This is a genomic window from Enterobacter cloacae complex sp. 2021EL-01169, assembly GCF_020733125.1.
GTDB lineage: Bacteria > Pseudomonadota > Gammaproteobacteria > Enterobacterales > Enterobacteriaceae > Enterobacter > Enterobacter roggenkampii.
Genome location: NZ_JAJFTC010000001.1, coordinates 459,765 through 483,282 on the forward strand (window position 1 = coordinate 459,765; position 23,518 = coordinate 483,282).

Consider the following 23,518-nt stretch of genomic DNA (forward strand, 5'->3'; position numbering starts at 1 on the left):
CTGTAGACCCACTTTGCCGAACCAGGAAGAATTGATTGTTTTTTGCGCAAAGAATGCGAAGCGTATGCGATATTCTGAAAAAGGTGTGATAACGGGCACGATTTTGCGCTTTTTTGGGATGCTTCAAAGAAAGTTGAGCCGCATCCGTGTATGTTACGCGTTTTTTAGCGTGTGCGGTTTTGAGTATGTACGAGTTTAACCTGGTGCTGCTGTTGCTTCAGCAGATGTGTGTGTTTCTGGTCATTGCCTGGCTGATGAGCAAAACGCGCCTGTTTATCCCGCTGATGCAGGTCACCGTCCGTCTGCCGCACAAATTCCTCTGCTACGTCGTATTTTCCATATTCTGCATTATGGGGACCTGGTTTGGTCTTCATATCGAAGACTCTATTGCCAATACGCGCGCTATCGGCGCGGTGATGGGCGGGCTGCTCGGCGGTCCCGTCGTCGGGGGGCTTGTCGGTTTAACCGGGGGGCTGCATCGCTATTCCATGGGCGGGATGACGGCGCTGAGCTGTATGATCTCCACGATCGTTGAAGGGCTTCTCGGCGGCCTGGTGCACAGCTATATGATCAAGCGCGGTCGCCCGGATAAAGTTTTCAGCCCGCTCACCGCCGGAGCCATTACCTTTGTGGCTGAAATGGCGCAGATGGCGATCATTCTGCTGATTGCCCGTCCGTTTGAGGATGCGCTGCACCTGGTCAGCAGCATTGCCGCTCCGATGATGGTGACCAATACCGTGGGCGCGGCGCTGTTTATGCGCATTCTGCTCGACAAGCGCGCCATGTTTGAGAAGTACACCTCGGCCTTTTCCGCCACGGCGCTGAAGGTTGCCGCCTCGACCGAAGGGATCCTGCGCCAGGGGTTCAACGAAGAGAACAGCATGAAGGTGGCCCAGGTGCTCTACAAGGAGCTGGATATCGGCGCGGTGGCGATAACCGATCGGGAAAAGCTGCTGGCTTTTACCGGTACGGGCGACGATCACCATCTGCCGGGCAAACCGATCTCCTCAGCCTATACGCTGCGCGCCATCGAAACCGGCGAGGTGGTGTATGCCGACGGTAACGAAGTGCCTTACCGCTGTTCGCTGCATCCCCAGTGCAAGCTGGGCTCCACGCTGGTGATTCCGCTTCGCGGCGAGAATCAGCGGGTGATGGGCACCATCAAGCTGTATGAGGCGAAAAACCGTCTGTTCAGCTCCATCAACCGCACGCTGGGGGAGGGGATCGCCCAGCTGCTGTCCGCGCAAATCCTCGCCGGGCAGTATGAGCGGCAGAAAGCCCTGCTGACGCAGTCGGAGATTAAGCTGCTACATGCGCAGGTCAATCCGCATTTCCTGTTCAACGCCCTCAATACGCTTAAAGCGGTGATCCGCCGCGACAGCGATCAGGCCGCGCAGCTGGTGCAGTTTCTGTCGACCTTTTTCCGCAAGAACCTGAAGCGGCCGTCGGAGATCGTGACCCTCGCCGATGAGATTGAGCACGTGAATGCCTATCTGCAGATTGAGCAGGCGCGTTTCCAGTCGCGTCTGCAGGTGTCGCTCTCCGTGCCGGACGAGCTGGCGTATCAGCATCTTCCGGCCTTTACCCTGCAGCCGATTGTCGAAAACGCCATTAAGCACGGTACATCGCAGCTGCTGGGAAGGGGGGAGATAACCATTGCCGCCAGCCGATTCAACCATCACCTGGTGCTGGATATTGAAGATAATGCCGGGCTTTATCAGCCTTCCGCCTCCGGCGGTTTAGGGATGAGCCTGGTGGATAAACGCCTGCGCGCCCATTTTGGCGATGACTGTGGCATTACCGTCGCCTGCGAGCCCGACCGATTTACCCGTATTACCCTACGACTGCCGCTGGAGGAAAACGCATGTTAAGAGTGCTGATTGTGGATGACGAGCCGCTGGCACGGGAAAACCTGCGCGTTCTGCTGCAGGAGCAGCCGGATATTGAGATTGTGGGGGAGTGCGCGAACGCCATTGAGGCTATCGGCGCGGTGCACAAGCTGCGCCCGGACGTGCTGTTCCTCGATATTCAGATGCCCCGCATCAGCGGGCTGGAGATGGTCGGCATGCTTGACCCGGAACATCGCCCCTACATCGTGTTTCTGACGGCGTTCGACGAATATGCCGTTAAGGCCTTTGAGGAGCATGCGTTTGATTATTTACTCAAGCCGATTGAAGAGAAGCGTCTGGATAAAACGCTCACCCGTTTACGCCAGGAGCGCATCGTGCAGGACGTCACGCTGCTGGCGGAGAACCAGCAGCCGCTGAAGTTTATCCCCTGCACCGGGCACAGCCGGATCTATCTTCTGCAGATGGATGATGTGGCCTTTGTCAGCAGCCGCCTGAGCGGGGTATTTGTTACCAGCGCGGAAGGGAACGAAGGGTTTACCGAGCTGACCCTGCGCACGCTGGAGAGCCGCACGCCGCTGATTCGCTGTCACCGCCAGTACCTGGTGAATATGGCGCATCTGAAGGAGATCCGCCTGGAAGATAACGGCCAGGCCGAGCTGGTGCTGCGCGCCGGGCAAACCGTCCCGGTCAGCCGCCGCTACCTGAAGAGTTTGAAAGAGGCGATTGGGCTGTAAAGCTGGTACACTGCGCGCCATTGCATCATCGACATTCGAAGGCTCTATGCTAAGTAACGATATTCTTCGTAGCCTGCGCTACACCCTGAAAGCGAACAATAACGACATGGTGCGCATTCTTGCGCTGTCCGACATGGAATCCACGTCTGCGAGTTTTGACACGTGGATGACCAAAGAAGACGAAGAGGGGTTTGTCCGCTGTCCTGATATCATTCTGTCGGGCTTCCTGAACGGCCTGATTTACGATAAGCGCGGCAAAGATCCGGCCGCGCCAGAGCTGGCGCTGGAGCGTCGGGTGAACAACAACACGGTGCTGAAAAAGCTGCGTATCGCGTTCTCGCTGAAAACGGACGATATCGTGGCGATCATGACCGAGCAAAAATTCCGCGTATCCGTGCCGGAAGTGACCGCCATGATGCGCGCGCCGGATCATAAAAACTACCGCGAGTGCGGCGACCAGTTCCTGCGTAATTTCCTGCGCGGGCTGACCCACCGGGTGCATCACCCGAAGGCGTGATGTTTAGCCGGGTGGCGGCTTCGCCTTACCCGGCCTACAAAACCCGTAGGCCCGTGCAGGCGTAGCGCCGCCGGGCAACAAAAAAGCCGGAGATAATCTCCGGCTTTTTTGTTATTTCACCTGCTGGCCAGGCTTCGCGCCTTCGTCAGGGCTTAACAGGAAGATATCTTTCCCGCCAGGGCCTGCGGCCATCACCATCCCCTCAGAGATGCCGAAGCGCATTTTGCGCGGCGCCAGGTTGGCGACCATCACGGTCTGACGGCCGATCAGCACCTGCGGGTCCGGATAGGCAGAACGGATGCCGGAGAAGACGTTGCGCTTCTCGCCGCCCAGATCCAGCGTCAGGCGCAGCAGCTTGTCAGAGCCGTCCACAAACTCCGCGTTCTCGATCAGCGCCACGCGCAGGTCGACTTTGGCGAAATCGTCAAAGGTAATGGTTTCCTGAATCGGATCGTCCGCCAGCGGGCCGGTGACCGGTGCCGCAGCCGCCTTCACTTCTTCTTTGGATGCTTCTACCAGGGCTTCAACCTGCTTCATCTCGATGCGGTTGTACAGCGCTTTGAAGGTGTTGACCTTGTGACCGAGCAGCGGCTGCTGAATAGCATCCCAGGTCAGTTCGGTGTTCAGGAACGCTTCAGCGCGGGCTGCCAGCTGCGGCAGAACCGGCTTCAGCCAGGTCATCAGCACGCGGAACATGTTCAGACCCATGGTGCAGATCGCCTGCAGGTCGGCGTCACGGCCTTCCTGTTTCGCGACCACCCACGGAGCCTGCTCGTCCACATAGCGGTTGGCAACATCGGCCAGCGCCATGATTTCGCGAATCGCTTTACCGAATTCACGGCTTTCCCAGGCTTCGCCAACCGCAGCGGCGGCATCGGTGAAGGTTTTATACAGCTCAGGATCGGCCAGTTCGGCAGAAAGCACGCCGTCAAAGCGCTTGGCAATAAAGCCCGCGTTACGGGACGCCAGGTTCACCACCTTGTTCACGATGTCCGCGTTCACGCGCTGCACAAAATCTTCCAGGTTCAGGTCGATATCGTCGATGCGGGAAGAGAGCTTCGCGGTGTAGTAGTAGCGAAGGCTGTCCGCGTCGAAGTGGTTCAGCCAGGTGCTGGCCTTGATGAACGTCCCGCGGGACTTGGACATCTTGGCGCCGTTCACCGTCACGTAGCCGTGAACAAACAGGTTGGTTGGCTTGCGGAAGTTGCTGCCTTCCAGCATGGCCGGCCAGAACAGGCTGTGGAAGTAAACGATGTCTTTACCGATGAAGTGGTACAGCTCGGCGGTAGAGTCTTTCTTCCAGTATTCGTCGAAGCTGACGGTGTCGCCACGCTTGTCGCACAGGTTCTTGAAAGAGCCCATGTAGCCGATTGGCGCGTCCAGCCAGACGTAGAAGTATTTGCCCGGCGCGTTCGGGATTTCGAAGCCAAAGTACGGCGCATCGCGGGAGATATCCCACTGCTGCAGGCCGGATTCGAACCACTCCTGCATCTTGTTCGCTACCTGCTCCTGCAGCGCGCCGCTGCGGGTCCATGCCTGCAGCATTTCGCTGAAGGACGGCAGGTCGAAGAAGAAGTGCTCGGAGTCACGCATCACAGGCGTGGCGCCGGAAACCACGGATTTCGGCTCGATAAGCTCGGTCGGGCTGTAGGTCGCGCCGCACACTTCGCAGTTATCGCCGTACTGGTCCGGGGATTTACATTTCGGACAGGTGCCTTTGACGAAGCGGTCCGGCAGGAACATGCCTTTTTCCGGATCGTACAGCTGAGAGATGGTGCGGTTTTTGATAAAACCGTTCTCTTTCAGACGGGTGTAGATCAGCTCCGACAGCTCGCGGTTTTCGTCGCTGTGCGTGGAGTGATAGTTGTCATAGCTGATGTCAAAGCCAGCAAAATCGGTCTGATGCTCCTGACTCATTTCGGCAATCATCTGCTCCGGGGAGATCCCCAGCTGCTGCGCTTTCAGCATGATCGGCGTGCCGTGGGCATCGTCCGCACAGATGAAGTTAACCTCGTGGCCGCGCATTCGCTGGTAACGGACCCAGACATCAGCCTGGATATGCTCCAGCATGTGGCCGAGGTGGATTGAGCCGTTGGCGTACGGCAGTGCGCACGTTACCAGAATTTTCTTCGCGACTTGAGTCATAGTAGGCATTACTTCTTTTAACTGTGAAAAGGGTTTTTGATATTACCAAAAGGGGCATTATTAAGTAAGCACAAACCACGGCCTTTCAGGTAAACTTGTTCATCTAAGGTCTTATTCACAAGAACAAAGGAGTCGGGATGAGTTCTCAATCCCAGGCCAAATCACCGGAAGCCTTACGAGCAATGGTCGCCGGGACGCTGGCTAACTTTCAGCATCCAACCCTGAAGCACAATCTCACTACGCTGAAAGCGTTACACCACGTTGCCTGGCTGGACGACACGCTGCACGTTGAGCTGCAGATGCCGTTCGTCTGGACCAGCGCCTTTGACGCGCTGAAAGAGCAGACCAGCGCCGAGCTGCTGCGCATTACCGGCGCGAAGGCGATCGACTGGAAGCTGAGCCACAGCATCGCCACGCTGAAGCGCGTGAAAAACCAGCCTGGCGTCAACGGCGTGAAAAACATCATTGCCGTCAGCTCGGGCAAGGGCGGGGTGGGGAAATCCTCTACTGCCGTAAACCTGGCGCTGGCGCTGGCAGCGGAAGGGGCAAAGGTCGGTATTCTTGATGCCGACATCTACGGCCCGTCTATTCCAAACATGCTGGGCGCGGAAAACCAGCGTCCAACCTCGCCCGATGGGACCCACATGGCGCCGATCATGGCGCACGGTCTCGCGACCAACTCCATCGGTTACCTGGTGACTGACGATAACGCCATGGTCTGGCGCGGCCCGATGGCCAGCAAAGCGCTGCTGCAGATGCTGCAGGAGACGATGTGGCCGGATCTGGATTATCTGGTGCTGGACATGCCGCCGGGGACCGGTGACATCCAGCTCACGCTGGCGCAGAACATTCCGGTGACGGGTGCCGTTGTGGTGACCACGCCGCAGGATATCGCGCTGATCGACGCCAAAAAAGGCATTGTGATGTTCGAGAAGGTGGAAGTGCCGGTGCTCGGTATCGTTGAGAACATGAGCATGCACATCTGCAGCAACTGCGGTCACCACGAACCTATCTTCGGTACGGGCGGAGCAGAAAAACTGGCTGCGAAGTATCACACCCAACTGCTGGGACAGATGCCGCTGCACATTACCCTGCGTGAAGATCTGGACAGCGGCAAGCCGACGGTCGTCAGCCGTCCGGATAGCGAATTTGCAGAGATGTATCGTCAGCTGGCGGGACGCGTTGCGGCGCAGCTTTACTGGCAGGGCGAAGTCATCCCGGGCGAAATCGCGTTCCGCGCGGTGTAATACCTCTTCGCTTAGTGCCGGGTGGCGGCTTCGCCTTACCCGGCCTACGAAATACGGTTTTGTAGGTCAGGTAAGCGAAGCGCCACCTGACTTTACCCAAGCCGATAGTGCATCAAATAATACTCTCCCTCCGGAGAATCCCCCGTCGCCTCAATGTGCCAGCCGTGCCGCTGGTAAAACGCGACAGCCCGCGCATTCTTCACCAGACACTTAAGCGAACCTGTACTGGTAAACGTCTTCTGCACCTGTTCCAGAAGCATTTTCCCGACGCCGTGGCTTTGATACTGCGGGTCAACAAAGAGGTTGTGCAGAAAATTATCGTTCGCCCAGACGGAGGCAAAGCCCAGGCGATGGCCTTTCTGCGTGGCAACCCAAATCACTTCGTCACGGGTGGCCGCGTCAAAGTCTTCCAGCTGCCAGTCTGAGCTGTCCAGCCATGGCCAGGCCTCACGCCGGGCGTGGAGAAAGAGCGTGCGCAGGAAAGGACGATCGCTTTCCTGCCAGGGGCGGATCAGAATGGTCTTAGCGGTGATAGAAAATATCTCCGTTATAGGCTTTGTAGATTTTGCCGTCCGCATCGCCGATCAGCACGTAGTTCTCGCCCATGTAGGTCCAGTGGGTTCCGGCATCCGGAGCCGGCAGGTTACGCAGCTGGTACTGTTTGATGGTGTACTCCGGCGTTTGATACTGCGCCGGCGCCGTGTCGCCAATCTTGAATTTCGTGAAGTCAGCGATGAACTCTTGTTCTTCATAGGCCTTGATGCCGGAGGGTGCAGCGGCCGTTTGCGGGGCAGAGAATGCGGATCCCGCCAGAGACAGTAATACACCCAGAAGCAGCAGTTTACGCTTAGCCATTTTTTCTCCAGTGATATCGTTACAGATACTTTTCGTCTGCGGGACGTCGAAAGCGAAGCAGACAGTCCATTTTAAGTATCAACGCAGGGTATGTTTGAAAAAAAATGTAACAAAAGTGGACGGTTTTGTGTAGCCCAATTGCGTGATGTTTATCAGTATCGGGAATATTGTCGATGCATTATATTTTTAATATTTATCATTTCATTAATTAATTCTGAAAATAACTTTCCATATCAAAGTTAGAAAGCGAGGCGAATGCTTTCTCTCTGAAGAGCATTTAATATTGCCTCCGGATGAAGCGTGCTGACATCCGTTTTTTTAACCAGGTCGAGTATAGGATCTGTTTTTAAAACGCGGGTGAGGTGTGTTTTATAAGGACAGGAAGTTCATCTCTCATAAGCATAATTTATTACATTTCATGGGGTTGGATTGGGTCTTTTTACAGGCTTAACGATAAACGCAACGTTAAAAAGAAACATTTATATTAATGAAAAGTACAACTGCATTTTCGCTGTTATTTCTCAGTATTAGTCAGTTAACAGGGTGTGTTTTTTCACCTGGTCAGAACTTAAGTGTGTCAGGTAAGAAAGTTATTTCGGCGGAAGAGGCAAATTATCAGCTTGATAAGCGCGTGGAAATTTTTCCGCTGACCCCGGAGTGGATTGAAAAACTGCGTCCGCCCGTGTCGAAATCTCAGGCAAATCCTAATCTGGACAAGCAGATCAAAAACTGGGAATACCGTATTGGTGCAGGCGACATCCTGACGGTCACCGTCTGGGATCACCCTGAATTAACAACGCCCGCAGGACAATATCGTAGCGCGAGCGATACAGGCAACTGGGTCAACGCTGACGGTACGCTCTTTTATCCCTATGTCGGTAAACTGCGGGTGGCAGGAAAAACGGTTTCACAGGTACGTGAAGAGATTACGGCTCGACTGGATAGCGTCATTGAGAGCCCGCAGGTGGACGTCAGCGTAGCCTCCTTCCGTTCACAAAAAGCCTACGTCACCGGAGAGGTGGAAAAATCGGGTCAACAGCCGATAACCAATATTCCGCTGACGGTGATGGATGCGATTAACGCCGCGGGTGGGCTCTCGGCGGATGCCGACTGGCGTAACGTCGTGCTCACACACAATGGACAGGACGCCCACCTCTCACTCTATGCCCTGATGCAGCATGGCGATTTGACCCAAAATAAGCTGCTTTATCCTGGCGATATCCTGTTTGTTCCCCGGAACGACGCGCTGAAAGTGTTCGTAATGGGCGAGGTGGTGAAACAGAGCACCCTTAAGATGGATCGTAGCGGCATGACGTTGGCCGAGGCCCTGGGCAATGCCGGGGGGCTTAACCAAAATATGGCCGATGCAACCGGCATTTTTGTTATTCGCCAGGTATCGAAAAAAAGTGACACCGACAAAATCGCCAATATCTATCAGCTGAATGCGGAAGATGCTTCAGCCATGGTGCTGGGTACGGAATTCCAGCTTGAGCCGTATGACATTGTCTACGTCACCACGGCACCGCTATCGCGCTGGAATCGCGTGATCTCCCAACTGGTGCCCACCATCAGCGGCGTACATGACCTGACCGAAACCGTTCGTAACATCAGATCGTGGCCGTAGTCATGTTCCATTCAATCTTAGTGGTCTGCACCGGCAATATTTGCCGCTCACCCATTGGTGAGCGGCTATTGCGTCAGCAATTACCCGGCAGGCAGGTCACCTCTGCAGGTATTTTCGGACTAGAAGGACGCCCGGCGGATGCGAGTGCGCAGGCTGTGGCCTTGCGTCACGGCCTTTCGCTGGAGGGGCACGTTGCCCGCAGGGTGACGTGCAGTCTGTTGCAACAGTCCGACTTGATTCTGGTGATGGAGCCGGAACACCTTCGTTTTATTGCCACAATGGCCCCGGAGAACCGGGGAAAATCGCTGCTATTTGGACAATGGCTGGAAACCCAGGACATTCCCGACCCGTATCGCAAAAGCCGTGAAGCCTTTGAATATGTTTTCGGGCAATTGGGGAAAGCCAGTCAGGAATGGGCTCGTCGTTTGAGTTAACAAGGAATGAAGCCGTAATGTCGTCTTCTAAATCAGACAAATATAGTGCTGCGACACCGCAGAATAACGAAATGGATCTCATTCAGTTGCTTGCTGAGATGTTCGATCACCGGGTAATGATCGCGTGCGTTACGCTTCTGTTCACGGTATGTGCGGGGATCTACGCCTTCAGCGTCACGCCGGTTTATCAGGCTGATGCCCTGGTGCAGGTCGAAGCGAAGCAGGGCAACGCGCTGCTCAAGAACCTGACCTCGCTCAGATCCGATCTCTCACCCGATGTCGCTCCAGAACTTTTACTCCTTAAATCACGGATGGTCCTCGGACAGACCGTTGATCGGTTAGGGCTGACCTACGAGGCTGATAGGCGCTTGTTCCCCGTCATTGGGGCTTTCTGGGAGCACGTTCACGGGCGCAACCCCGCTGAAATCACGATTGGCTCGCTGAATATTCCGTCTGTGGAGGGGGATCCACAAACGCTTTTACTCACTGTTCTCGAGCAAGGGCGATATCGTCTTGAGGGACAAACGCTTGAGGCAGAGGGCGTTGTTGGAAAAGCGCTACTTAAAGAGGGCGTCTCTCTTCTGGTGACCTCCCTCAATGCGGCACCGGGAACCCAGTTTACCCTCAGCATCGTTACCAGGCTTGAGGCGATCAACGCCATTCAGAGCAGACTGACGGTTGTGGAGTCGTCGAAACAGAGTGGAATGATCGCCTTAACGTTAACGGGTGACGATCCCGGCAAGACCGCTACGGTACTTAATACGATTGCCGAAAATTTTCTCAGCCAGAACATTGCGCGCCAGGAAGCTAAAGATTCCCGTAGCCTCACGTTCTTACAGGATCAGTTACCTAAAATCAGTCGCGAACTGGATGAAGCCGAGGCGCGACTGAATGCTTATCGAGAGCAAAGCGATTCGGTCGATTTATCTCTTGAGGCAAAGTCGGTTCTTGATCAGGTGGTTAACGTGGAAAATCAGCTTAACGAGCTGACGTTTCGCGAGGCAGAGGTCTCTCAGCTGTTCAAAAAGGACCATCCCACCTACCGTGCTTTACTGGAGAAAAAACAAACGCTTGAGCGGGAACGCGCGCGCCTGTATAGCCGCGTCTCCTCCATGCCATCCACGCAGCAGGAAATATTACGCCTGAGTCGTGATGTTGAATCCGGGCGCGCCGTATACATGCAGTTGCTGACGCGTCAGCAAGAGCTGAGCATCTCGCGCTCCAGCGCTATCGGGAATGTGCGGATCATAGACCCGGCGGTGACGCAGCCGGCCCCTGTCAAACCGCGCAAAGCCCTCATCATTCTGTTTGGTATGATGATAGGGCTGCTCCTCTCTGCCGGAACGGTTTTAGTGCGTTCCGCCTTCAAGCGGGGCATTACGTCGTCAGAACAACTGGAAGAGTTCGGGATGCCGCTGCTGGTAACGCTTCCGCGCTCGGTATGGTTATGGAAAAAAACGCACCTGCGCAGGAGAAACCTGTTTACTTCCCACTGGAAGCACAGGATATCGAACGTGCCTTTCCTGCCCATTGACCGTCCGGCTGATACGTTTGTCGAGGCGATGCGTGGGCTGCGCACCAGTTTGCATTTTACCATGATGGATACCGCAAACCGGGTTGTCGTGGTGTCTGGCCCCACGCAGGACTGCGGAAAGACGCTGGTCAGTACTTCACTGGCGTCGATTGTGGCACAGGCCGGACAGCGGGTGCTGTTTGTTGATGCGGATATGCGCAAAGGGTATGTCCACAATGTGTTCAGGCTGAACAATCATCGGGGGTTGTCCTGCGTGCTCGACGGAACCGTTGAGTGGCAGGAGGCGGTTCAACGCTTTGAGAAAGGCGGTTTTGATGTACTGACCTGCGGACCTCAACCTACGCATCCTGTTGACCTGCTCATGAGTGATCGCTTCCAGGATGTGATGGCGCAGATTGAAAAGCGGTATGACATCGTGATTATCGACACTCCACCTGTGCTTGCAGTGACGGATGCTTTGCTGATCGCCAGAGCAGCAGCCACTACGCTGCTGGTCGCCCGCTTTGGTAAAACCAGCGTGAAAGAGATCGAGACCAGCCTTAAGCGTATGGAACGGATGAACGTAAAGGTGAATGGCGTGATCCTTAATGACATTGTGAAATCGGCGGCGCTCTATTACAACTCGGGGTATAGCGCTTACGACTATGGCTATACCCGGGAGTAACCCTGATGCGACATTTCTTTACAGCGTGATGGTGTATTGCCCGTTAAGATGACCTTCGTTAAAACGCGAGGTCACAATGGATAACCGCAAATTCAATCGACTGCGCCGCTGGGCGCGGGAAGGGGTAATACTCGTTCTGCTGACGCTGGCCGTGGCGTGGGGAGTTGATCAATACCGAAAACCGACACTCCCCGCCAGTTTTAGTGCAACGCCGATGACGAGCATCGACGGAAAAATGCATGATATTGCGGCGCTCAGCCAGGAGCGTCCGCTGCTGATCTACGTCTGGGCGACCTGGTGCAGCATTTGCCGTTACACCACGCCTGCGGTTAATCAGCTGGCAGAAGAGGGCGGGAACGTGGTGAGTATCGCCATGCGCTCTGGTGATAACGCAAAGCTTGCACGCTGGGTTGACAAGAAACAGCTTAAAATGCCGGTGATAAACGATGAAAACGGTGCGCTGTCGCAGGCGTGGCAGGTGAGCGTGACGCCGACGTTAGTCATTGTATCGAAGGGGAACGTGGTCAGTACCACAACGGGCTGGACGAGCTACTGGGGATTAAAAATCAGGATGTGGTGGGCGGGCTTATAAGAATAACCCCTCTCCCGGCGGGAGAGGGGTTTTATATTACTTAGCCAGAACTTCCTGCGCGGTGCGCTCAACCAGAGACAGCAGGATTTTGATATCTTCCAGCGTCACGGTTGGGTTCAGCAGCGTCAGCTTCAGGCAGGTCACGCCGTTATGCTCGGTCACGCCGACGTTTGCACGGCCGGATTCCAGCAGCGCATCACCAATTTTCTGGTTCAGCAGGGCGATACCGGCATCATCTGCCTGCACCTCGCCACGGAAGCGGAACAGCACGCTTGCCAGCTGCGGCTGCATAACCAGTTCCAGCGCAGGCTGCGCTTTCACGTACGCCGCAACCTGCTGTGCCAGGGTCACGCCGTGATCGATGATCGCCGCGTATTGCTCCTGACCCAGCGCTTCCAGGCTCATCCACAGCTTCAGCGCGTCGAAACGACGGGTGGTCTGCAGAGATTTGGAGACCAGGTTCGGCACGCCGGCTTCTTCGTCGAACTCAGAGTTCAGGTAAGCCGCCTGATAGCGCATCAGCTCATAGTGGCGCGCTTCTTTCAGCAGGAACGCGCCGCAGCTGATGGTCTGGAAGAACTGCTTGTGGAAGTCCAGGGTGACGGAATCCACCAGCTCAATGCCGTCCAGGTAGTGACGATACTGCTCAGACATCAGCAGCGCGCCGCCCCAGGCCGCATCAACGTGTACCCAGATGTTCTGCTTCGCCGCCAGTTCAGCAATGGCGCGCAGCGGATCGATAGCGCCGGCATCGGTGGTACCTGCCGTTGCGACGATCGCCAGAATCTGCTCGCCGTTCGCATTGCACTGTTCGATTTTCGCCGCCAGATCGGTCAGATCCATGCGGGAGAATTCGTCCGTTTTCACCTGCACCACGGACTGGTAGCCCAGACCCATCAGCGCCATGTTTTTCTGCACGGAGAAGTGCGCGTTTTCAGAGCACAGTACGCGGATCTTACGCAGATCGCCCACCAGACCGTTCTGCTGAACGGAGTGACCCTGACGCGCAAAGAACGCATCGCGCGCCAGCATCAGGCCCATCAGGTTGCTCTGGGTTCCGCCGCTGGTGAAGACACCGGCGTCGCCAGCCTGATAACCCACGCGGGTACGCAGCCACTCGATCAGTTTGATCTCGATGATGGTTGCGGACGGGCTTTGATCCCAGGAGTCCATACTCTGGTTAGTGGCGTTGATCAGCACTTCCGCCGCCTGGCTTACGACCAGGCTTGGGCAGTGCAGGTGCGCCACACACTGCGGGTGATGAACGGACAGGCTGTCTTTCAGGAAGAACTCCACGGCGCGTTCAATCGCCGCTTCGTTGCCCAGCCCTTTCGGGTTGAAATCCAGCTTAATACGGTCGCGCAGTTCCGCGACCGTTTTGCCCTGGTACATCTCAGGCTGTTTCAGCCACTGCATCACAGCCTGAGTGCTTTGTTCAATCGCCTGCTGGTAAGCTTCAATGCTCTGCGCAGAGGAGAACAAAATTGGGTTTGAATCAGACATCGTAATCAATAACTCCGGTTACGCCGGGCGAACGCCCGCAGCAAGCAGTGCCTGCTCAAATTTATCCAGGAAGATCTTCAGCTCTTCATCGCTGATCAGCAGAGAAGGCAGCAGACGCAGAACGATACCGTTACGACCACCGCGCTCCAGAATCAGACCGGCTTCGAAGCACTTCTTCTGAATCAGTGCAGACAGCTCGCCGTCGCCCGGGAAGCAGCCCATGTGGTCAGCGGCTTCGTGCGGCTTAACGATCTCAATACCGATCATCATGCCCAGACCGCGCACGTGGCCGATAACCGGATAACGTTTCGCCATCTCTTTCAGCTGGCCTTTCAGCCATTCGCCCTGTGCCGCCACTTTGCCTGCGATGTTCTGGTCTTTCAGGATTTTCAGCGTCGTCAGACCGGTTGCCATCGCCAGCTGGTTGCCGCGGAAGGTACCGGTGTGGTGACCTGGCGCCCATGCGTCGAACTGCTTTTTGATGCCGAGCACGGCCAGCGGCAGACCGCCACCGACGGCTTTAGACATCACGATGATGTCTGGCTCGATGCCCGCGTGTTCGAAGGCGAAGAATTTACCGGTACGGGCAAAGCCAGCCTGAACTTCGTCGAGGATCAGCAGAATGCCGTGTTCCTGAGTCACTTTACGGATGCGCTGCAGCCACTCAGCCGGAGCCGGGTTCACGCCGCCTTCGCCCTGAACCGCTTCCAGGATCACCGCAGCAGGTTTACGCACGCCGCTTTCAACGTCGTTGATCAGGTTATCGAAGTAGTAAGTCAGCGCTTTCACGCCCGCTTCACCACCGATACCCAGCGGGCAGCGGTATTCGTGCGGGTAAGGCATGAACTGCACTTCTGGCATCATACCGTCTACCGCTTCTTTCGGAGACAGGTTGCCGGTCACGGACAGTGCGCCGTGGGTCATACCGTGGTAACCACCAGAGAAGCTGATGATACCGCTACGGCCGGTCACTTTTTTCGCCAGCTTCAGCGCTGCTTCAACGGCGTCAGCCCCGGATGGACCGGTGAACTGCAGGCAGTACTCTTTGCCCTGACCAGGCAGCAGAGAGAGCAGGTATTCGGAAAACGCGTCTTTCAGAGGCGTAGTCAGATCCAGAGTATGTAACGGCAAGCCGCTGGTAATGACATTTTGGATGCTTTTCAGCACATCAGGATGGTTATGGCCAAGCGCAAGGGTCCCTGCACCTGCTAAACAGTCAAGGTATTCTTTATTATCTGCATCGGTGATCCACACGCCTTCTGCTTTAGTGATGGCTAAAGGCAGTTTGCGCGGATAACTCCTGACGTTAGATTCAAACTCGGCCTGACGGGCCAGATAGGTTTCGTTGCTTTTGTGGGCATCTACGGTGTCAATACGGACTTTATCCGTCATCATATCACTCCTACAACCGCCGCTTCGTTATGAGCCACGATTGAATAAAAAGTTAAAAAACAGAAGGGGCCTGAAAAAAACGCCGCCAATATAGAGCCTTTTGCCACGGGGCTCAATGGTTAATTTGTTTACTGTTTTGTGACACGTGTGTATAGCGAGGAAATATCCCCTTTTTTAAAATGAAAATTGTATTTTATGCCAAATAAAAACAGCTAGTTACAGGCTATTTGCCCGGTGTGTAAAGCCGCAGAAAAGAGTGTGACAAATCGTGCCATTGAACGGCATAAAAGGAGGGAAGCTTTCCCTGTTTATCCGGCAGGTGCAGAAAACGGTGCTCACGTTGCCTGTGCAACGGAATCACGCAGTAAAAATGGACTTTCTACGCGCGTGGTTTCCTGATGTTCTTCACCGTTAATAATATGCAGGGCGCTCAGGCGACCAATTTCATAGTGCGGCAGTTGTACCGTCGTGAGAGGAGGAAGGAACAACTCCCCAATGCCCACCATATTGTCATAGCCGATCACCGCGACGTCGTCCGGTATACGAAGCCCTTGTCCCAGTAGCGTCTGGTACACCATAAACGCGATACGATCGTTACCGCAGATAACGGCGTCGAACCTGGGAATGCCATTCTGCATGTGCGCCAGCAACACGGCCGGAATGTCGCGATAGTGATCATCGCCGAGTGCCATATAGCAGTGCTCCAGGCTGTCCGGATCGAGCCCCGCTTCACGGCATGCACGCTCCAGCCCCTGACGACGGCGGGTTGTGGCCAGATGCCCCTCAGGTAAATGCAGGCAGAGAGGGCGTCGATAACCCTCCGCGAGTAACGCCCGCACGGCGGTATATTGCCCTTGCTCATCATCGGGAATATAGCTGGCGACCTTTTCGCCGTCGCTTTCGCAGTTGGCCAGCACGCAGGGAAGGGTGAGCAGTTTGGCCGGGAGAGGAACCTGACGTAACCCCATGGTGGTGTAGATAATTCCGTCGGGCCGATGAGAGAGGAGAAGGTCGACAATGGCGTCCGGATTGTCATCGGTAAACATATTCATCACGAAGCTGTTCCAGCCGTGCATTCTGGCCGTTTCTTCAATAGACAACGTGATCTCCACCGAGAACGGCGTCGTCACCGTATCGAGCGCCAGTACCCCTATGGTTTTAGGCGAGGCATGCGCGCCGCGTATTTTCTTGGCGGACAGATCGGGCACGTAGCTGGTCTGCTCGATAGCCAGCTGAACGCGCGCCAGCGTTTCCGGCTTAAGGCGCTCCGGGCTGTTCAGCGCGCGGGAGACCGTCATCAGCGATACGTTAGCCAGCTTTGCGACGTCCTTCAGGGAAGCCATTGTCTTACTCCGTGAATGCTCTGCGTGAAAGGGTATACAACTAAGTCGCTGATGTAAAAGAAAGGCTGATGCCCAGGCCGGGTCATGTTTACCTCAGTGATGAATATTTGATCGCGATCTCATTCTCTTAATGTTAACGTTAACTTTCGTGATTAACATCTTAAATTTCAGCCAAACAGCATGAGAAAACGTAAATGTTAACGTTACCATTGCGTCATTACTCCAACATGAGAATGTCATGATGAAAACGCATCACTCTCACAGCTACCCTTTATTAAGCGCATTACTGTTTTTCTTTTTTGTCACGTGGTCATCTTCCGGCTCGTTGCTCTCTATCTGGCTTCACCAGGAGGTGGGGTTAAAGGCAGGGGATACGGGGGTCATCTATGCCGTGCTGTCTGTCTCCGCGCTGTGCGCGCAAATCTGCTACGGCTTCATTCAGGACAAACTCGGCCTGCGAAAAAACCTGCTCTGGTTTCTGACCAGCCTGCTCATTCTTTCCGGTCCGGCCTTCCTGCTGTTTGGTTATCTGCTGCAGATTAACGTGTTACTCGGCAGTATTTTCGGCGGGATTTATATCGGGCTGACGTTTAACGGCGGGATTGGTGTACTGGAATCCTATACCGAGCGCGTGGCCCGCCAGAGTCAGTTTGAGTTTGGCAAGGCGAGGATGTGGGGATCCCTTGGCTGGGCGGTGGCAACCTTTTTTGCCGGTCTGCTGTTCAACATCAATCCGAAGCTGAACTTCGCGGTGGCGAGTTGCGCCGGGCTGGTGTTTTTTGTGTTGCTGGCGCGCCTAAGAGTCTCTTCCGCGCCGCACGCCATGCAGGAGGCGGTATCCGGCGGTAAGGTCACGCTGGAGGATGCCTTACGCCTGTTGACGCTGCCGCGCTTCTGGGCGCTGGTGTTTTTCGTTATTGGCACCTGTATTTACGGCGTTTACGACCAGCAGTTCCCGGTCTATTTCTCCTCACAGTTCCCGACGCTGCAGGAAGGAAACGCCATGTACGGCTATCTCAACTCCTTCCAGGTTTTCCTGGAAGCGGCGGGCATGTTCTGCGCCCCGTGGCTGGTGAATCGCCTCGGTGCGAAAAACGGCCTGATTTTCGCCGGAATGGTGATGGCGATGCGTATGGTGGCATCGGGTCTGGTTGAGGGATCGGTATTGATCTCCATTACCAAGCTATTGCACGCGGTTGAACTGCCCGTTTTGCTGGTCTCCATCTTTAAATACAACAGCCTGCATTTTGATAAGCGACTCTCTTCCACCCTCTATCTGGTGGGCTTTGCCTGTACAAGCTCGGTGATTGCCTCGGTGCTGTCGCCGCTGGCAGGTTACAGCTATGAGAAATACGGCTTTGCCCAGTCCTATCTCATCATGGGGCTACTGGTCTTCAGCACCACGTTTATCTCCATCTTCCTGTTGCGCTCGGGTAAGTCCTCTTCTGACCCGCTCATGCCGCAACCTTCCACCATCTGATCGAAAGAGTAGAGAAATGATGTATTCCATTACGAAAGCAGAACAGGAACTGCAGTCCAGACGCGAAGGGCTTAATCTGCGCTGGTATCCCCGTTACCACCTCGCCGCGCGCGCTGGCTGGATGAACGACCCGAACGGCCTGGTCTGGTTTGACGGCTGGTATCACGCCTTTTATCAACACCATCCGTATTCGACCCAGTGGGGGCCGATGCACTGGGGCCATGCGCGCAGCAAAGATTTAGTTCGCTGGGAGCACCTCCCGGTTGCGCTGGCCCCGGAAGGGCCAGACGACAAGGACGGCTGTTTTTCCGGCTCAGCGGTGGTGGATGGCGACACGCTGGTGCTGATTTACACCGGCCACAAATTCCACGGCGATCCCGGCGATGAGGCTAATCTCTACCAGGTTCAGTGCCTGGCAACCAGCCGTGACGGCATCCATTTTGTGCGGCACGGGACAGTCATTGATACACCGCCCGGGCTGCATCACTTCCGCGATCCGAAGGTATGGCGTGAAGGGGCGTGGTGGTACATGGTCGTTGGCGCGCGCGAGGGGGATACGGGCCAGGTGCGTGTGTACCGGTCTGCCGATCTGCTTGAGTGGCAGGACAGGGGCGTGCTCGCGGTGGCTGAAAAAGAGCTGGGTTATATGTGGGAATGCCCGGACTTTTTCACTCTCAATGGTAAACGCGTGCTGATGTTTTCGCCTCAGGGGCTGGCGGCAGACGGATTTAAACATCGCAATCTCTTCCAGAGCGGCTATCTGGTAGGCGAATGGCAGCCTGGTCAGCCCTTTATGCGTGAAGGTGAATTTGTGGAGATGGACTACGGGCATGATTTCTATGCGCCGCAAAGTTTCCTGACGCCGGATGGCAGACGCCTCGTTATCGGCTGGCTGGACATGTGGGAATCTCCCCTTCCGGAACAGGAGGATGGCTGGGCTGGCATGCTCTCTTTACCGCGCGAACTGACGCTGAGCGCGGATAACCGCCTGCAGATGCGGCCAGCCCGAGAAGTGGAAAGCCTGCGCGGGGCGTGGTTCCCCTGGCCGATAAGTACGCTTAATAACCAGCAGATGACGCTGGTGGAACACTGCGATGCGATGGAGGTCATTCTGCAGTGGGATTGCGCCAACAGCAGTGCGGAGCAGTACGGCATTCGTCTTGGCGACGGGTTACGTCTTTATGTTGATGCCCAGATGCAGCGCCTGGTGCTGGAGCGAGACTATCCGCAGTATGGCCTGTGCGGGACCCGAAGCGTCGCGCTTAACCTTAGCAACGCGCTTAATCTTCGTTTGTTCTTTGATAGCTCCTCCGTGGAAGTGTTTGTTAACGAGGGTGAGGCGTGCCTCAGCAGCCGTATATATCCTGATGCCGACTGCCGCGAGCTGGCGTTATTTGCCTGGACGGGAGGAGCATCACTTATTCATGGCGGGGCGTGGCAGCTGGAGTAAATCTATTAACGAGCTAAAACAAAGCCCCATAAACATGGGGCTACGTAAATCTTATCAGGTGGTAGCGTCCTGCAAAGATCACATTTTTGATAATTGTGCGTTTACAACTCTCTCTTTTTCGACAACCAGCTGCATAATATAGCTACCCTTGTGCCATGAACCTTTATTTGGCTTCCAGCCTTTCGAAAGCAGATATTCAGCAGCATCAGAGACAGGCTTATTCATAACGTGATCCGCATCACCTGATAACTTTTTTAAATCACCGCTTACTTTGGCTGCCTTGCTATCACAACGACCGGCAGCATCCATAACCTGAGTGCAGCCTTCAGGAAGGCGCCTGTGCGCTGACTGTGCAAGTTGAGCAGCATTCTCTAAAGCCTGTTTTTCAGCCGCAGCGTTAATGGCTGTGGTGCGGTTTTGCTCTGCAATATAACAAGCATCTTTACTCACTCCTTTGCTTTGACAATCAGCCATCCGTTGAGCTGGTGAGGAACACGCAGCAAGAGATAATATAGTCGCTACCATCATTAACTTTTTCATTATTGCCTCAGTAATTACAATTATAAATATAGGTGCCTAACATCAAGCCGATCCATATCCCTAATAAAATAAAAGTGAGATACAAAACAGCGGAGATAAAAATGTACTTTGTCATTTTTGTGCTAGCAGCAATGTATTGAGTTATAGCCAGCTAATTAAACTCAATGGTGAGTTTTTTAGCTGATTGGCGATTTGCTGGCATTTTAATTTAATATTGTTAAATCACCATCCGTAAGATGCGGACGCCGCAACAATTTCATCACCGTTGGATGTACCTGATGTAGAGAGGGTAGCGGCTATATTCTCAGCGAACTTATGACGGTAACCGACTGCGTAACCTTGCGCATCTTTGAAGTTGGCAGCACCGACGGCAACCGCGTTATCTGTATCAACGTAATGCAAACCAGCAAGAGAAGCAGCGCCAGCGATACCAGCACGATATTCCTTGCGATCCTCATTCTGCTGATTCTCCAGAGAAGAGAACTTAGCGTTATTTTGACTCTCTAACGCAGTAATACGTGATTCATGATTCGCTAATTGTGCGCTGTGATTCTGAATCGTCGTTTCCTGCGTTTGCTGGCGTGACTGAACGTTAGCAACAGCAGCTTTGTTAGCAGCGGCTACCGTTTGTGCATCAACCGCTAAAGATTGCGCATAAGCGCCCGTATTAAATGCCTGAGTCGCTTTGTCAGAGGCATCCTGAAGAGCGTGATCTTGTCTATCCTGATCGGCGTCGAAAATGCTTTTATCTACCTTACCTGCCAGCGCTTGAGTGTTAGCGTCTGCTTTGTTGTTCGCATTGGTAGCGGTGAGTTCAGCTTTATCTACTCTTGTGTTTGTATCAATGATTGCTTGACCGTTAGTAACAACGCCTTGTAAAGCCGCATCTGCTTTATTATTAGTGTTATCAATCAATATATTCTGTTTGTTATCAATGATTGTTTGATCTGCTTTGTTATCGTCGACTTTCTGATTAAGGATAGCGTTAGCTTGAGTGTTAGCGTTTACGCCATCTTGAGCGGTGTTAGCTGTATCTTGTGCTTTATTAATAGCTGTATTTGCTCTGTCAATATCGCCCTGAAGGTTATAGATTTGCCCGTCTTGCTTAATGTTACTCCCCTCGATGTTATCAAGGTTATAGGCGGTTTTATCGGTACCCTGAATTTGAATGTGAGCACCTGGATTATTGACGTTATCGTCAAGGTTTACGTTTACTTCCGCAGCATTTGCGGTATTCATTGAACCAGCGAACACAAAACCAAAAACAGCGATAGCTGTTGTATTTAAATAGTTCATTTTAAAGCTCTCATCATCACTACAAGAAAAAATAAAGTAAGGGCGCTATCCTGGCGGGAAGATACAACGTCTTGTTATATCTGAATTAATTCACGATTAACGGTGGAAATTTTGGTTTGATAACTTATTTCGTAACGTGCAGTAACTATCTATGAATGTGTAATTTTGATTATTGATCTAAATCATAAATAGCAGGAATAGCTAAACGAGTCGATCCAGAAAGGCCCGGACTAATAATCTTATAATACAATAAGATAGCCGTTCATAATGGATGAGGGTGAAATTAGATATAAAACACCAATACATTAATTGTATTTAACTGTTTTGATTAAAATGGGTTAATAATACACATAACAGTTTATGTAAATTTATGGGTTTTTGCCGATTATTTATTATCGAACCTTTCGTCAGTTTCGAATGAAAATGAACTCAGCTCATTTTTGTTCCGGGATATACCAGGAAAAAATATTTATGTTGAAGATGCTAGCGAAAACGTGTTTAGGGAGATTCATAACGCGAACGCTGCCGTGATAAATCAAAACTCCTTGCGCCTGGCCAGTGGCCACGGTTACACTGATTGAGAACATTGATTTTAATAAATCATTGTTTTAAAAGTATTTTGACTCGGGGTGCCCTTCTTTGTGAAGGCTGAGAAATACCCGTATTACCTGATCTGGATAATGCCAGCGTAGGGAAGTCAGATGCCTTCCCGGTCATCGCTTCTTCACGCAAGGCAGGAGCGAACCCATGCAGCCTGACCTGCTCGATTTACACGTTTTACACCACTTCCGAACCCGTTCTCCGCTGACCCACTGTATGACGAATGACGTCGTACAGACCTTTACGGCCAACATTTTGCTGGCGCTTGGCGCATCTCCGGCGATGGTGATCGAGGCCGAAGAGGCCGAGCAGTTTGCCGCGATAGCCGATGCGCTGCTGGTTAACGTTGGCACGCTGACCGCGCCGCGCGCCCAGTCGATGCGTCGTGCTATTGAAAGTGCGGTAGCGGCAGGCAAACCCTGGACGCTGGACCCGGTTGCCGTGGGTGCCCTGGCGTTCCGCACCCGGTTTTGCCATCAAATCCTTGCCCTGAAACCGGCGGCCATTCGCGGCAATGCTTCCGAAATCCTTGCCCTCGCCGGGATGAGCGCGGGCGGGCGCGGCGTCGATACGACCGATACCGCCGCCAGCGCGGTGCCTGCTGCCCAGGCGCTGGCACGGCAGATCAATACGATTGTGGTGGTCACCGGCGAGGTGGACTACATCACGGACGGGCAACGCACCCGAACGGTAACCGGCGGTGACCCGCTGATGACGCGCGTGGTGGGAACCGGGTGCGCGCTCTCTGCCGTTGTGGCGGCGAGCTGCTCGCTGCCGGGTGACCGGCTGGATAACATCGCCGCCGCCTGCGGATGGATGAAGCGGGCCGGAACGGTGGCCGTTGCGCACTCGCGCGGCCCGGGCAGTTTTGCCAGCGCGTTCCTCGACGCGCTCTACACGCTGGAGGAGCAGGCATGAAACGGATTAACGCCCTGACCATTGCCGGCACCGATCCCAGCGGCGGCGCGGGTATCCAGGCAGACCTGAAAACCTTCTCGGCGCTGGGCGCGTACGGCTGCTCGGTCATCACCGCGCTGGTGGCGCAAAACACGTGCGGCGTGCAGTCGGTCTACCGCATCGAGCCAGATTTTGTTGCCGCGCAGCTGGATTCGGTGTTCAGCGACGTGCGTATTGATACCACCAAGATCGGCATGCTGGCCGAAACGGACATTGTGGAAGCGGTGGCCGAACGGCTTAAGCGCTATCAGGTGCAAAACGTGGTGCTGGATACCGTCATGCTGGCAAAAAGCGGCGACCCGCTGCTCTCCGCCTCCGCCGTCGAGACGCTGCGCAATAAGCTGCTGCCGCAGGTAGCGCTCATCACGCCCAATCTGCCGGAAGCTGCCGCGCTGCTGGGCGCGCCGCACGCCCAAACTGAACGGGAAATGAAAGAGCAGGGCAATGCGCTGCTGGCGATGGGCTGCGGGGCGGTGCTGATGAAGGGCGGGCATCTTGATGATCCGGAAAGTCCGGACTGGCTCTTCACCCGCGACGGCGAACTACGCTTTACCGCGCCGCGCGTGCAGACCAAAAATACCCACGGCACGGGCTGTACGCTCTCGGCCGCGCTGGCGGCGCTGCGCCCACGTCATGAAAGCTGGGCCGATACGGTTAGCGAAGCAAAAGCCTGGCTCTCGGCGGCGCTGGCAAAAGCCGATACTCTGGAAGTCGGTCACGGTATTGGGCCGGTACACCATTTTCATGCATGGTGGTAAGCC

20 protein-coding genes and 1 riboswitch are annotated in these 23,518 nt (G+C 54.5%); of the genes, 12 read left to right on the forward strand and 8 right to left on the reverse strand.

What is annotated here, in order from left to right; genetic code table 11:
* Positions 1-185 precede the first annotated feature (185 nt).
* The 3 genes from LLF79_RS02095 to LLF79_RS02105 are packed head-to-tail and all read left to right on the forward strand — an operon-like array spanning position 186 to position 3,101.
* Positions 186-1,871, forward strand: a complete 1,686-nt coding sequence (locus tag LLF79_RS02095) for a sensor histidine kinase (RefSeq protein ID WP_032622865.1) — start codon at positions 186-188, stop codon at positions 1,869-1,871.
* Positions 1,865-2,584, forward strand: a complete 720-nt coding sequence (gene btsR / locus LLF79_RS02100) for a two-component system response regulator BtsR (protein ID WP_227879039.1) — start codon at positions 1,865-1,867, stop codon at positions 2,582-2,584. Before LLF79_RS02095 ends, btsR begins: the two co-directional genes overlap by 7 nt.
* Positions 2,585-2,630: 46 nt before the next feature.
* A complete protein-coding gene (locus tag LLF79_RS02105) occupies positions 2,631-3,101 on the forward strand; it encodes a DUF1456 family protein (protein WP_008500891.1) in 471 nt (156 codons plus the stop codon).
* Between the two features lie 111 nt (positions 3,102-3,212).
* Here LLF79_RS02105 and metG read toward each other — a convergent pair whose 3' ends face one another.
* The gene (metG, locus tag LLF79_RS02110) at positions 3,213-5,246 is read right to left on the reverse strand and encodes a methionine--tRNA ligase (protein ID WP_032663202.1); all 2,034 of its coding nucleotides are present in this window, start codon (positions 5,244-5,246) and stop codon (positions 3,213-3,215) included.
* A gap of 137 nt (positions 5,247-5,383) precedes the next feature.
* Here metG and apbC point away from each other — a divergent pair, with 137 nt between their 5' ends.
* Positions 5,384-6,493, forward strand: a complete 1,110-nt coding sequence (gene apbC, locus LLF79_RS02115; protein WP_008500889.1) for an iron-sulfur cluster carrier protein ApbC — start codon at positions 5,384-5,386, stop codon at positions 6,491-6,493.
* A 92-nt stretch (positions 6,494-6,585) separates the two neighbouring features.
* Here apbC and LLF79_RS02120 read toward each other — a convergent pair whose 3' ends face one another.
* A complete protein-coding gene (locus tag LLF79_RS02120; RefSeq protein WP_227879040.1) occupies positions 6,586-7,071 on the reverse strand; it encodes a GNAT family N-acetyltransferase in 486 nt (161 codons plus the stop codon).
* A complete protein-coding gene (locus LLF79_RS02125) occupies positions 7,016-7,348 on the reverse strand; it encodes an RcnB family protein (RefSeq protein ID WP_008500887.1) in 333 nt (110 codons plus the stop codon). The genes LLF79_RS02120 and LLF79_RS02125 overlap by 56 nt, the downstream gene beginning before the upstream one ends.
* 487 nt (positions 7,349-7,835) lie before the next feature.
* Here LLF79_RS02125 and LLF79_RS02130 point away from each other — a divergent pair, with 487 nt between their 5' ends.
* The 4 genes from LLF79_RS02130 to LLF79_RS02145 all read left to right on the forward strand — a co-directional run bounded on the left by LLF79_RS02130 (position 7,836) and on the right by LLF79_RS02145 (position 12,196).
* Entirely contained in the window at positions 7,836-8,972 is a 1,137-nt protein-coding gene (locus tag LLF79_RS02130) for a polysaccharide export protein (protein WP_179367135.1), read from the forward strand.
* A gap of 2 nt (positions 8,973-8,974) precedes the next feature.
* Positions 8,975-9,406, forward strand: coding sequence for a protein-tyrosine-phosphatase (locus tag LLF79_RS02135; protein ID WP_021241484.1), 432 nt, complete (start codon positions 8,975-8,977; stop codon positions 9,404-9,406).
* Positions 9,407-9,423: 17 nt separating this feature from the next.
* Positions 9,424-11,604 carry a polysaccharide biosynthesis tyrosine autokinase gene (locus LLF79_RS02140; protein WP_227879041.1) on the forward strand — a complete coding sequence of 727 codons (2,181 nt, stop codon included), beginning with the start codon at positions 9,424-9,426 and terminating at the stop codon, positions 11,602-11,604.
* Between the two features lie 76 nt (positions 11,605-11,680).
* A complete protein-coding gene (locus LLF79_RS02145; protein ID WP_047747975.1) occupies positions 11,681-12,196 on the forward strand; it encodes a protein disulfide oxidoreductase in 516 nt (171 codons plus the stop codon).
* A 36-nt stretch (positions 12,197-12,232) separates the two neighbouring features.
* Here the strand turns inward: LLF79_RS02145 and LLF79_RS02150 are convergent, their stop codons facing one another.
* The 3 genes from LLF79_RS02150 to LLF79_RS02160 form a co-directional block, all read right to left on the reverse strand.
* Complete coding sequence (locus LLF79_RS02150) at positions 12,233-13,699, reverse strand: aspartate aminotransferase family protein (RefSeq protein ID WP_045351908.1); 1,467 nt, start codon at positions 13,697-13,699, stop codon at positions 12,233-12,235.
* Between the two features lie 18 nt (positions 13,700-13,717).
* On the reverse strand, positions 13,718-15,094 hold the full coding sequence (locus LLF79_RS02155) for a diaminobutyrate--2-oxoglutarate transaminase (protein ID WP_014884533.1): 1,377 nt from the start codon (positions 15,092-15,094) through the stop codon (positions 13,718-13,720).
* A gap of 332 nt (positions 15,095-15,426) precedes the next feature.
* Positions 15,427-16,434, reverse strand: coding sequence for a LacI family DNA-binding transcriptional regulator (locus tag LLF79_RS02160; protein WP_126348420.1), 1,008 nt, complete (start codon positions 16,432-16,434; stop codon positions 15,427-15,429).
* A gap of 238 nt (positions 16,435-16,672) precedes the next feature.
* Between LLF79_RS02160 and LLF79_RS02165 the strand changes: the two genes are divergently transcribed.
* Both LLF79_RS02165 and LLF79_RS02170 read left to right on the forward strand, forming a co-directional pair.
* Positions 16,673-17,914, forward strand: coding sequence for an MFS transporter (locus tag LLF79_RS02165; RefSeq protein WP_065102681.1), 1,242 nt, complete (start codon positions 16,673-16,675; stop codon positions 17,912-17,914).
* Between the two features lie 16 nt (positions 17,915-17,930).
* Positions 17,931-19,364, forward strand: a complete 1,434-nt coding sequence (locus tag LLF79_RS02170) for a glycoside hydrolase family 32 protein (RefSeq protein ID WP_227879042.1) — start codon at positions 17,931-17,933, stop codon at positions 19,362-19,364.
* Between the two features lie 78 nt (positions 19,365-19,442).
* Here the strand turns inward: LLF79_RS02170 and LLF79_RS02175 are convergent, their stop codons facing one another.
* Both LLF79_RS02175 and LLF79_RS02180 read right to left on the reverse strand, forming a co-directional pair.
* Positions 19,443-19,904, reverse strand: coding sequence for a hypothetical protein (locus LLF79_RS02175; RefSeq protein WP_227879043.1), 462 nt, complete (start codon positions 19,902-19,904; stop codon positions 19,443-19,445).
* A 222-nt stretch (positions 19,905-20,126) separates the two neighbouring features.
* Positions 20,127-21,200 carry a YadA C-terminal domain-containing protein gene (locus tag LLF79_RS02180; protein ID WP_227879044.1) on the reverse strand — a complete coding sequence of 358 codons (1,074 nt, stop codon included), beginning with the start codon at positions 21,198-21,200 and terminating at the stop codon, positions 20,127-20,129.
* A gap of 615 nt (positions 21,201-21,815) precedes the next feature.
* A riboswitch (TPP riboswitch) is annotated at positions 21,816-21,912 on the forward strand.
* A gap of 35 nt (positions 21,913-21,947) precedes the next feature.
* On the opposite strand from LLF79_RS02180, the gene thiM reads away from it, so the two are divergent.
* Entirely contained in the window at positions 21,948-22,718 is a 771-nt protein-coding gene (gene thiM / locus LLF79_RS02185; protein ID WP_063435782.1) for a hydroxyethylthiazole kinase, read from the forward strand.
* Positions 22,715-23,515 (forward strand): bifunctional hydroxymethylpyrimidine kinase/phosphomethylpyrimidine kinase, encoded by an 801-nt coding sequence (thiD, locus tag LLF79_RS02190; protein ID WP_058673313.1) that lies wholly within the window; start codon positions 22,715-22,717, stop codon positions 23,513-23,515. Before thiM ends, thiD begins: the two co-directional genes overlap by 4 nt.
* Positions 23,516-23,518 lie beyond the last annotated feature (3 nt).

Bases quoted from the DNA above. Each gene is read 5' to 3' on its own strand.
- LLF79_RS02095 (WP_032622865.1), top strand. From the start codon at position 186: ATGTACGAGTTTAACCTGGTGCTGCTGTTGCTTCAGCAGATGTGTGTG.
- btsR (WP_227879039.1), top strand. From the start codon at position 1,865: ATGTTAAGAGTGCTGATTGTGGATGACGAGCCGCTGGCACGGGAAAAC.
- LLF79_RS02105 (WP_008500891.1), top strand. From the start codon at position 2,631: ATGCTAAGTAACGATATTCTTCGTAGCCTGCGCTACACCCTGAAAGCG.
- metG (WP_032663202.1), bottom strand. From the start codon at position 5,246: ATGACTCAAGTCGCGAAGAAAATTCTGGTAACGTGCGCACTGCCGTAC.
- apbC (WP_008500889.1), top strand. From the start codon at position 5,384: ATGAGTTCTCAATCCCAGGCCAAATCACCGGAAGCCTTACGAGCAATG.
- LLF79_RS02120 (WP_227879040.1), bottom strand. From the start codon at position 7,071: ATGCGGACGGCAAAATCTACAAAGCCTATAACGGAGATATTTTCTATC.
- LLF79_RS02125 (WP_008500887.1), bottom strand. From the start codon at position 7,348: ATGGCTAAGCGTAAACTGCTGCTTCTGGGTGTATTACTGTCTCTGGCG.
- LLF79_RS02130 (WP_179367135.1), top strand. From the start codon at position 7,836: ATGAAAAGTACAACTGCATTTTCGCTGTTATTTCTCAGTATTAGTCAG.
- LLF79_RS02135 (WP_021241484.1), top strand. From the start codon at position 8,975: ATGTTCCATTCAATCTTAGTGGTCTGCACCGGCAATATTTGCCGCTCA.
- LLF79_RS02140 (WP_227879041.1), top strand. From the start codon at position 9,424: ATGTCGTCTTCTAAATCAGACAAATATAGTGCTGCGACACCGCAGAAT.
- LLF79_RS02145 (WP_047747975.1), top strand. From the start codon at position 11,681: ATGGATAACCGCAAATTCAATCGACTGCGCCGCTGGGCGCGGGAAGGG.
- LLF79_RS02150 (WP_045351908.1), bottom strand. From the start codon at position 13,699: ATGTCTGATTCAAACCCAATTTTGTTCTCCTCTGCGCAGAGCATTGAA.
- LLF79_RS02155 (WP_014884533.1), bottom strand. From the start codon at position 15,094: ATGATGACGGATAAAGTCCGTATTGACACCGTAGATGCCCACAAAAGC.
- LLF79_RS02160 (WP_126348420.1), bottom strand. From the start codon at position 16,434: ATGGCTTCCCTGAAGGACGTCGCAAAGCTGGCTAACGTATCGCTGATG.
- LLF79_RS02165 (WP_065102681.1), top strand. From the start codon at position 16,673: ATGATGAAAACGCATCACTCTCACAGCTACCCTTTATTAAGCGCATTA.
- LLF79_RS02170 (WP_227879042.1), top strand. From the start codon at position 17,931: ATGATGTATTCCATTACGAAAGCAGAACAGGAACTGCAGTCCAGACGC.
- LLF79_RS02175 (WP_227879043.1), bottom strand. From the start codon at position 19,904: ATGAAAAAGTTAATGATGGTAGCGACTATATTATCTCTTGCTGCGTGT.
- LLF79_RS02180 (WP_227879044.1), bottom strand. From the start codon at position 21,200: ATGAACTATTTAAATACAACAGCTATCGCTGTTTTTGGTTTTGTGTTC.
- thiM (WP_063435782.1), top strand. From the start codon at position 21,948: ATGCAGCCTGACCTGCTCGATTTACACGTTTTACACCACTTCCGAACC.
- thiD (WP_058673313.1), top strand. From the start codon at position 22,715: ATGAAACGGATTAACGCCCTGACCATTGCCGGCACCGATCCCAGCGGC.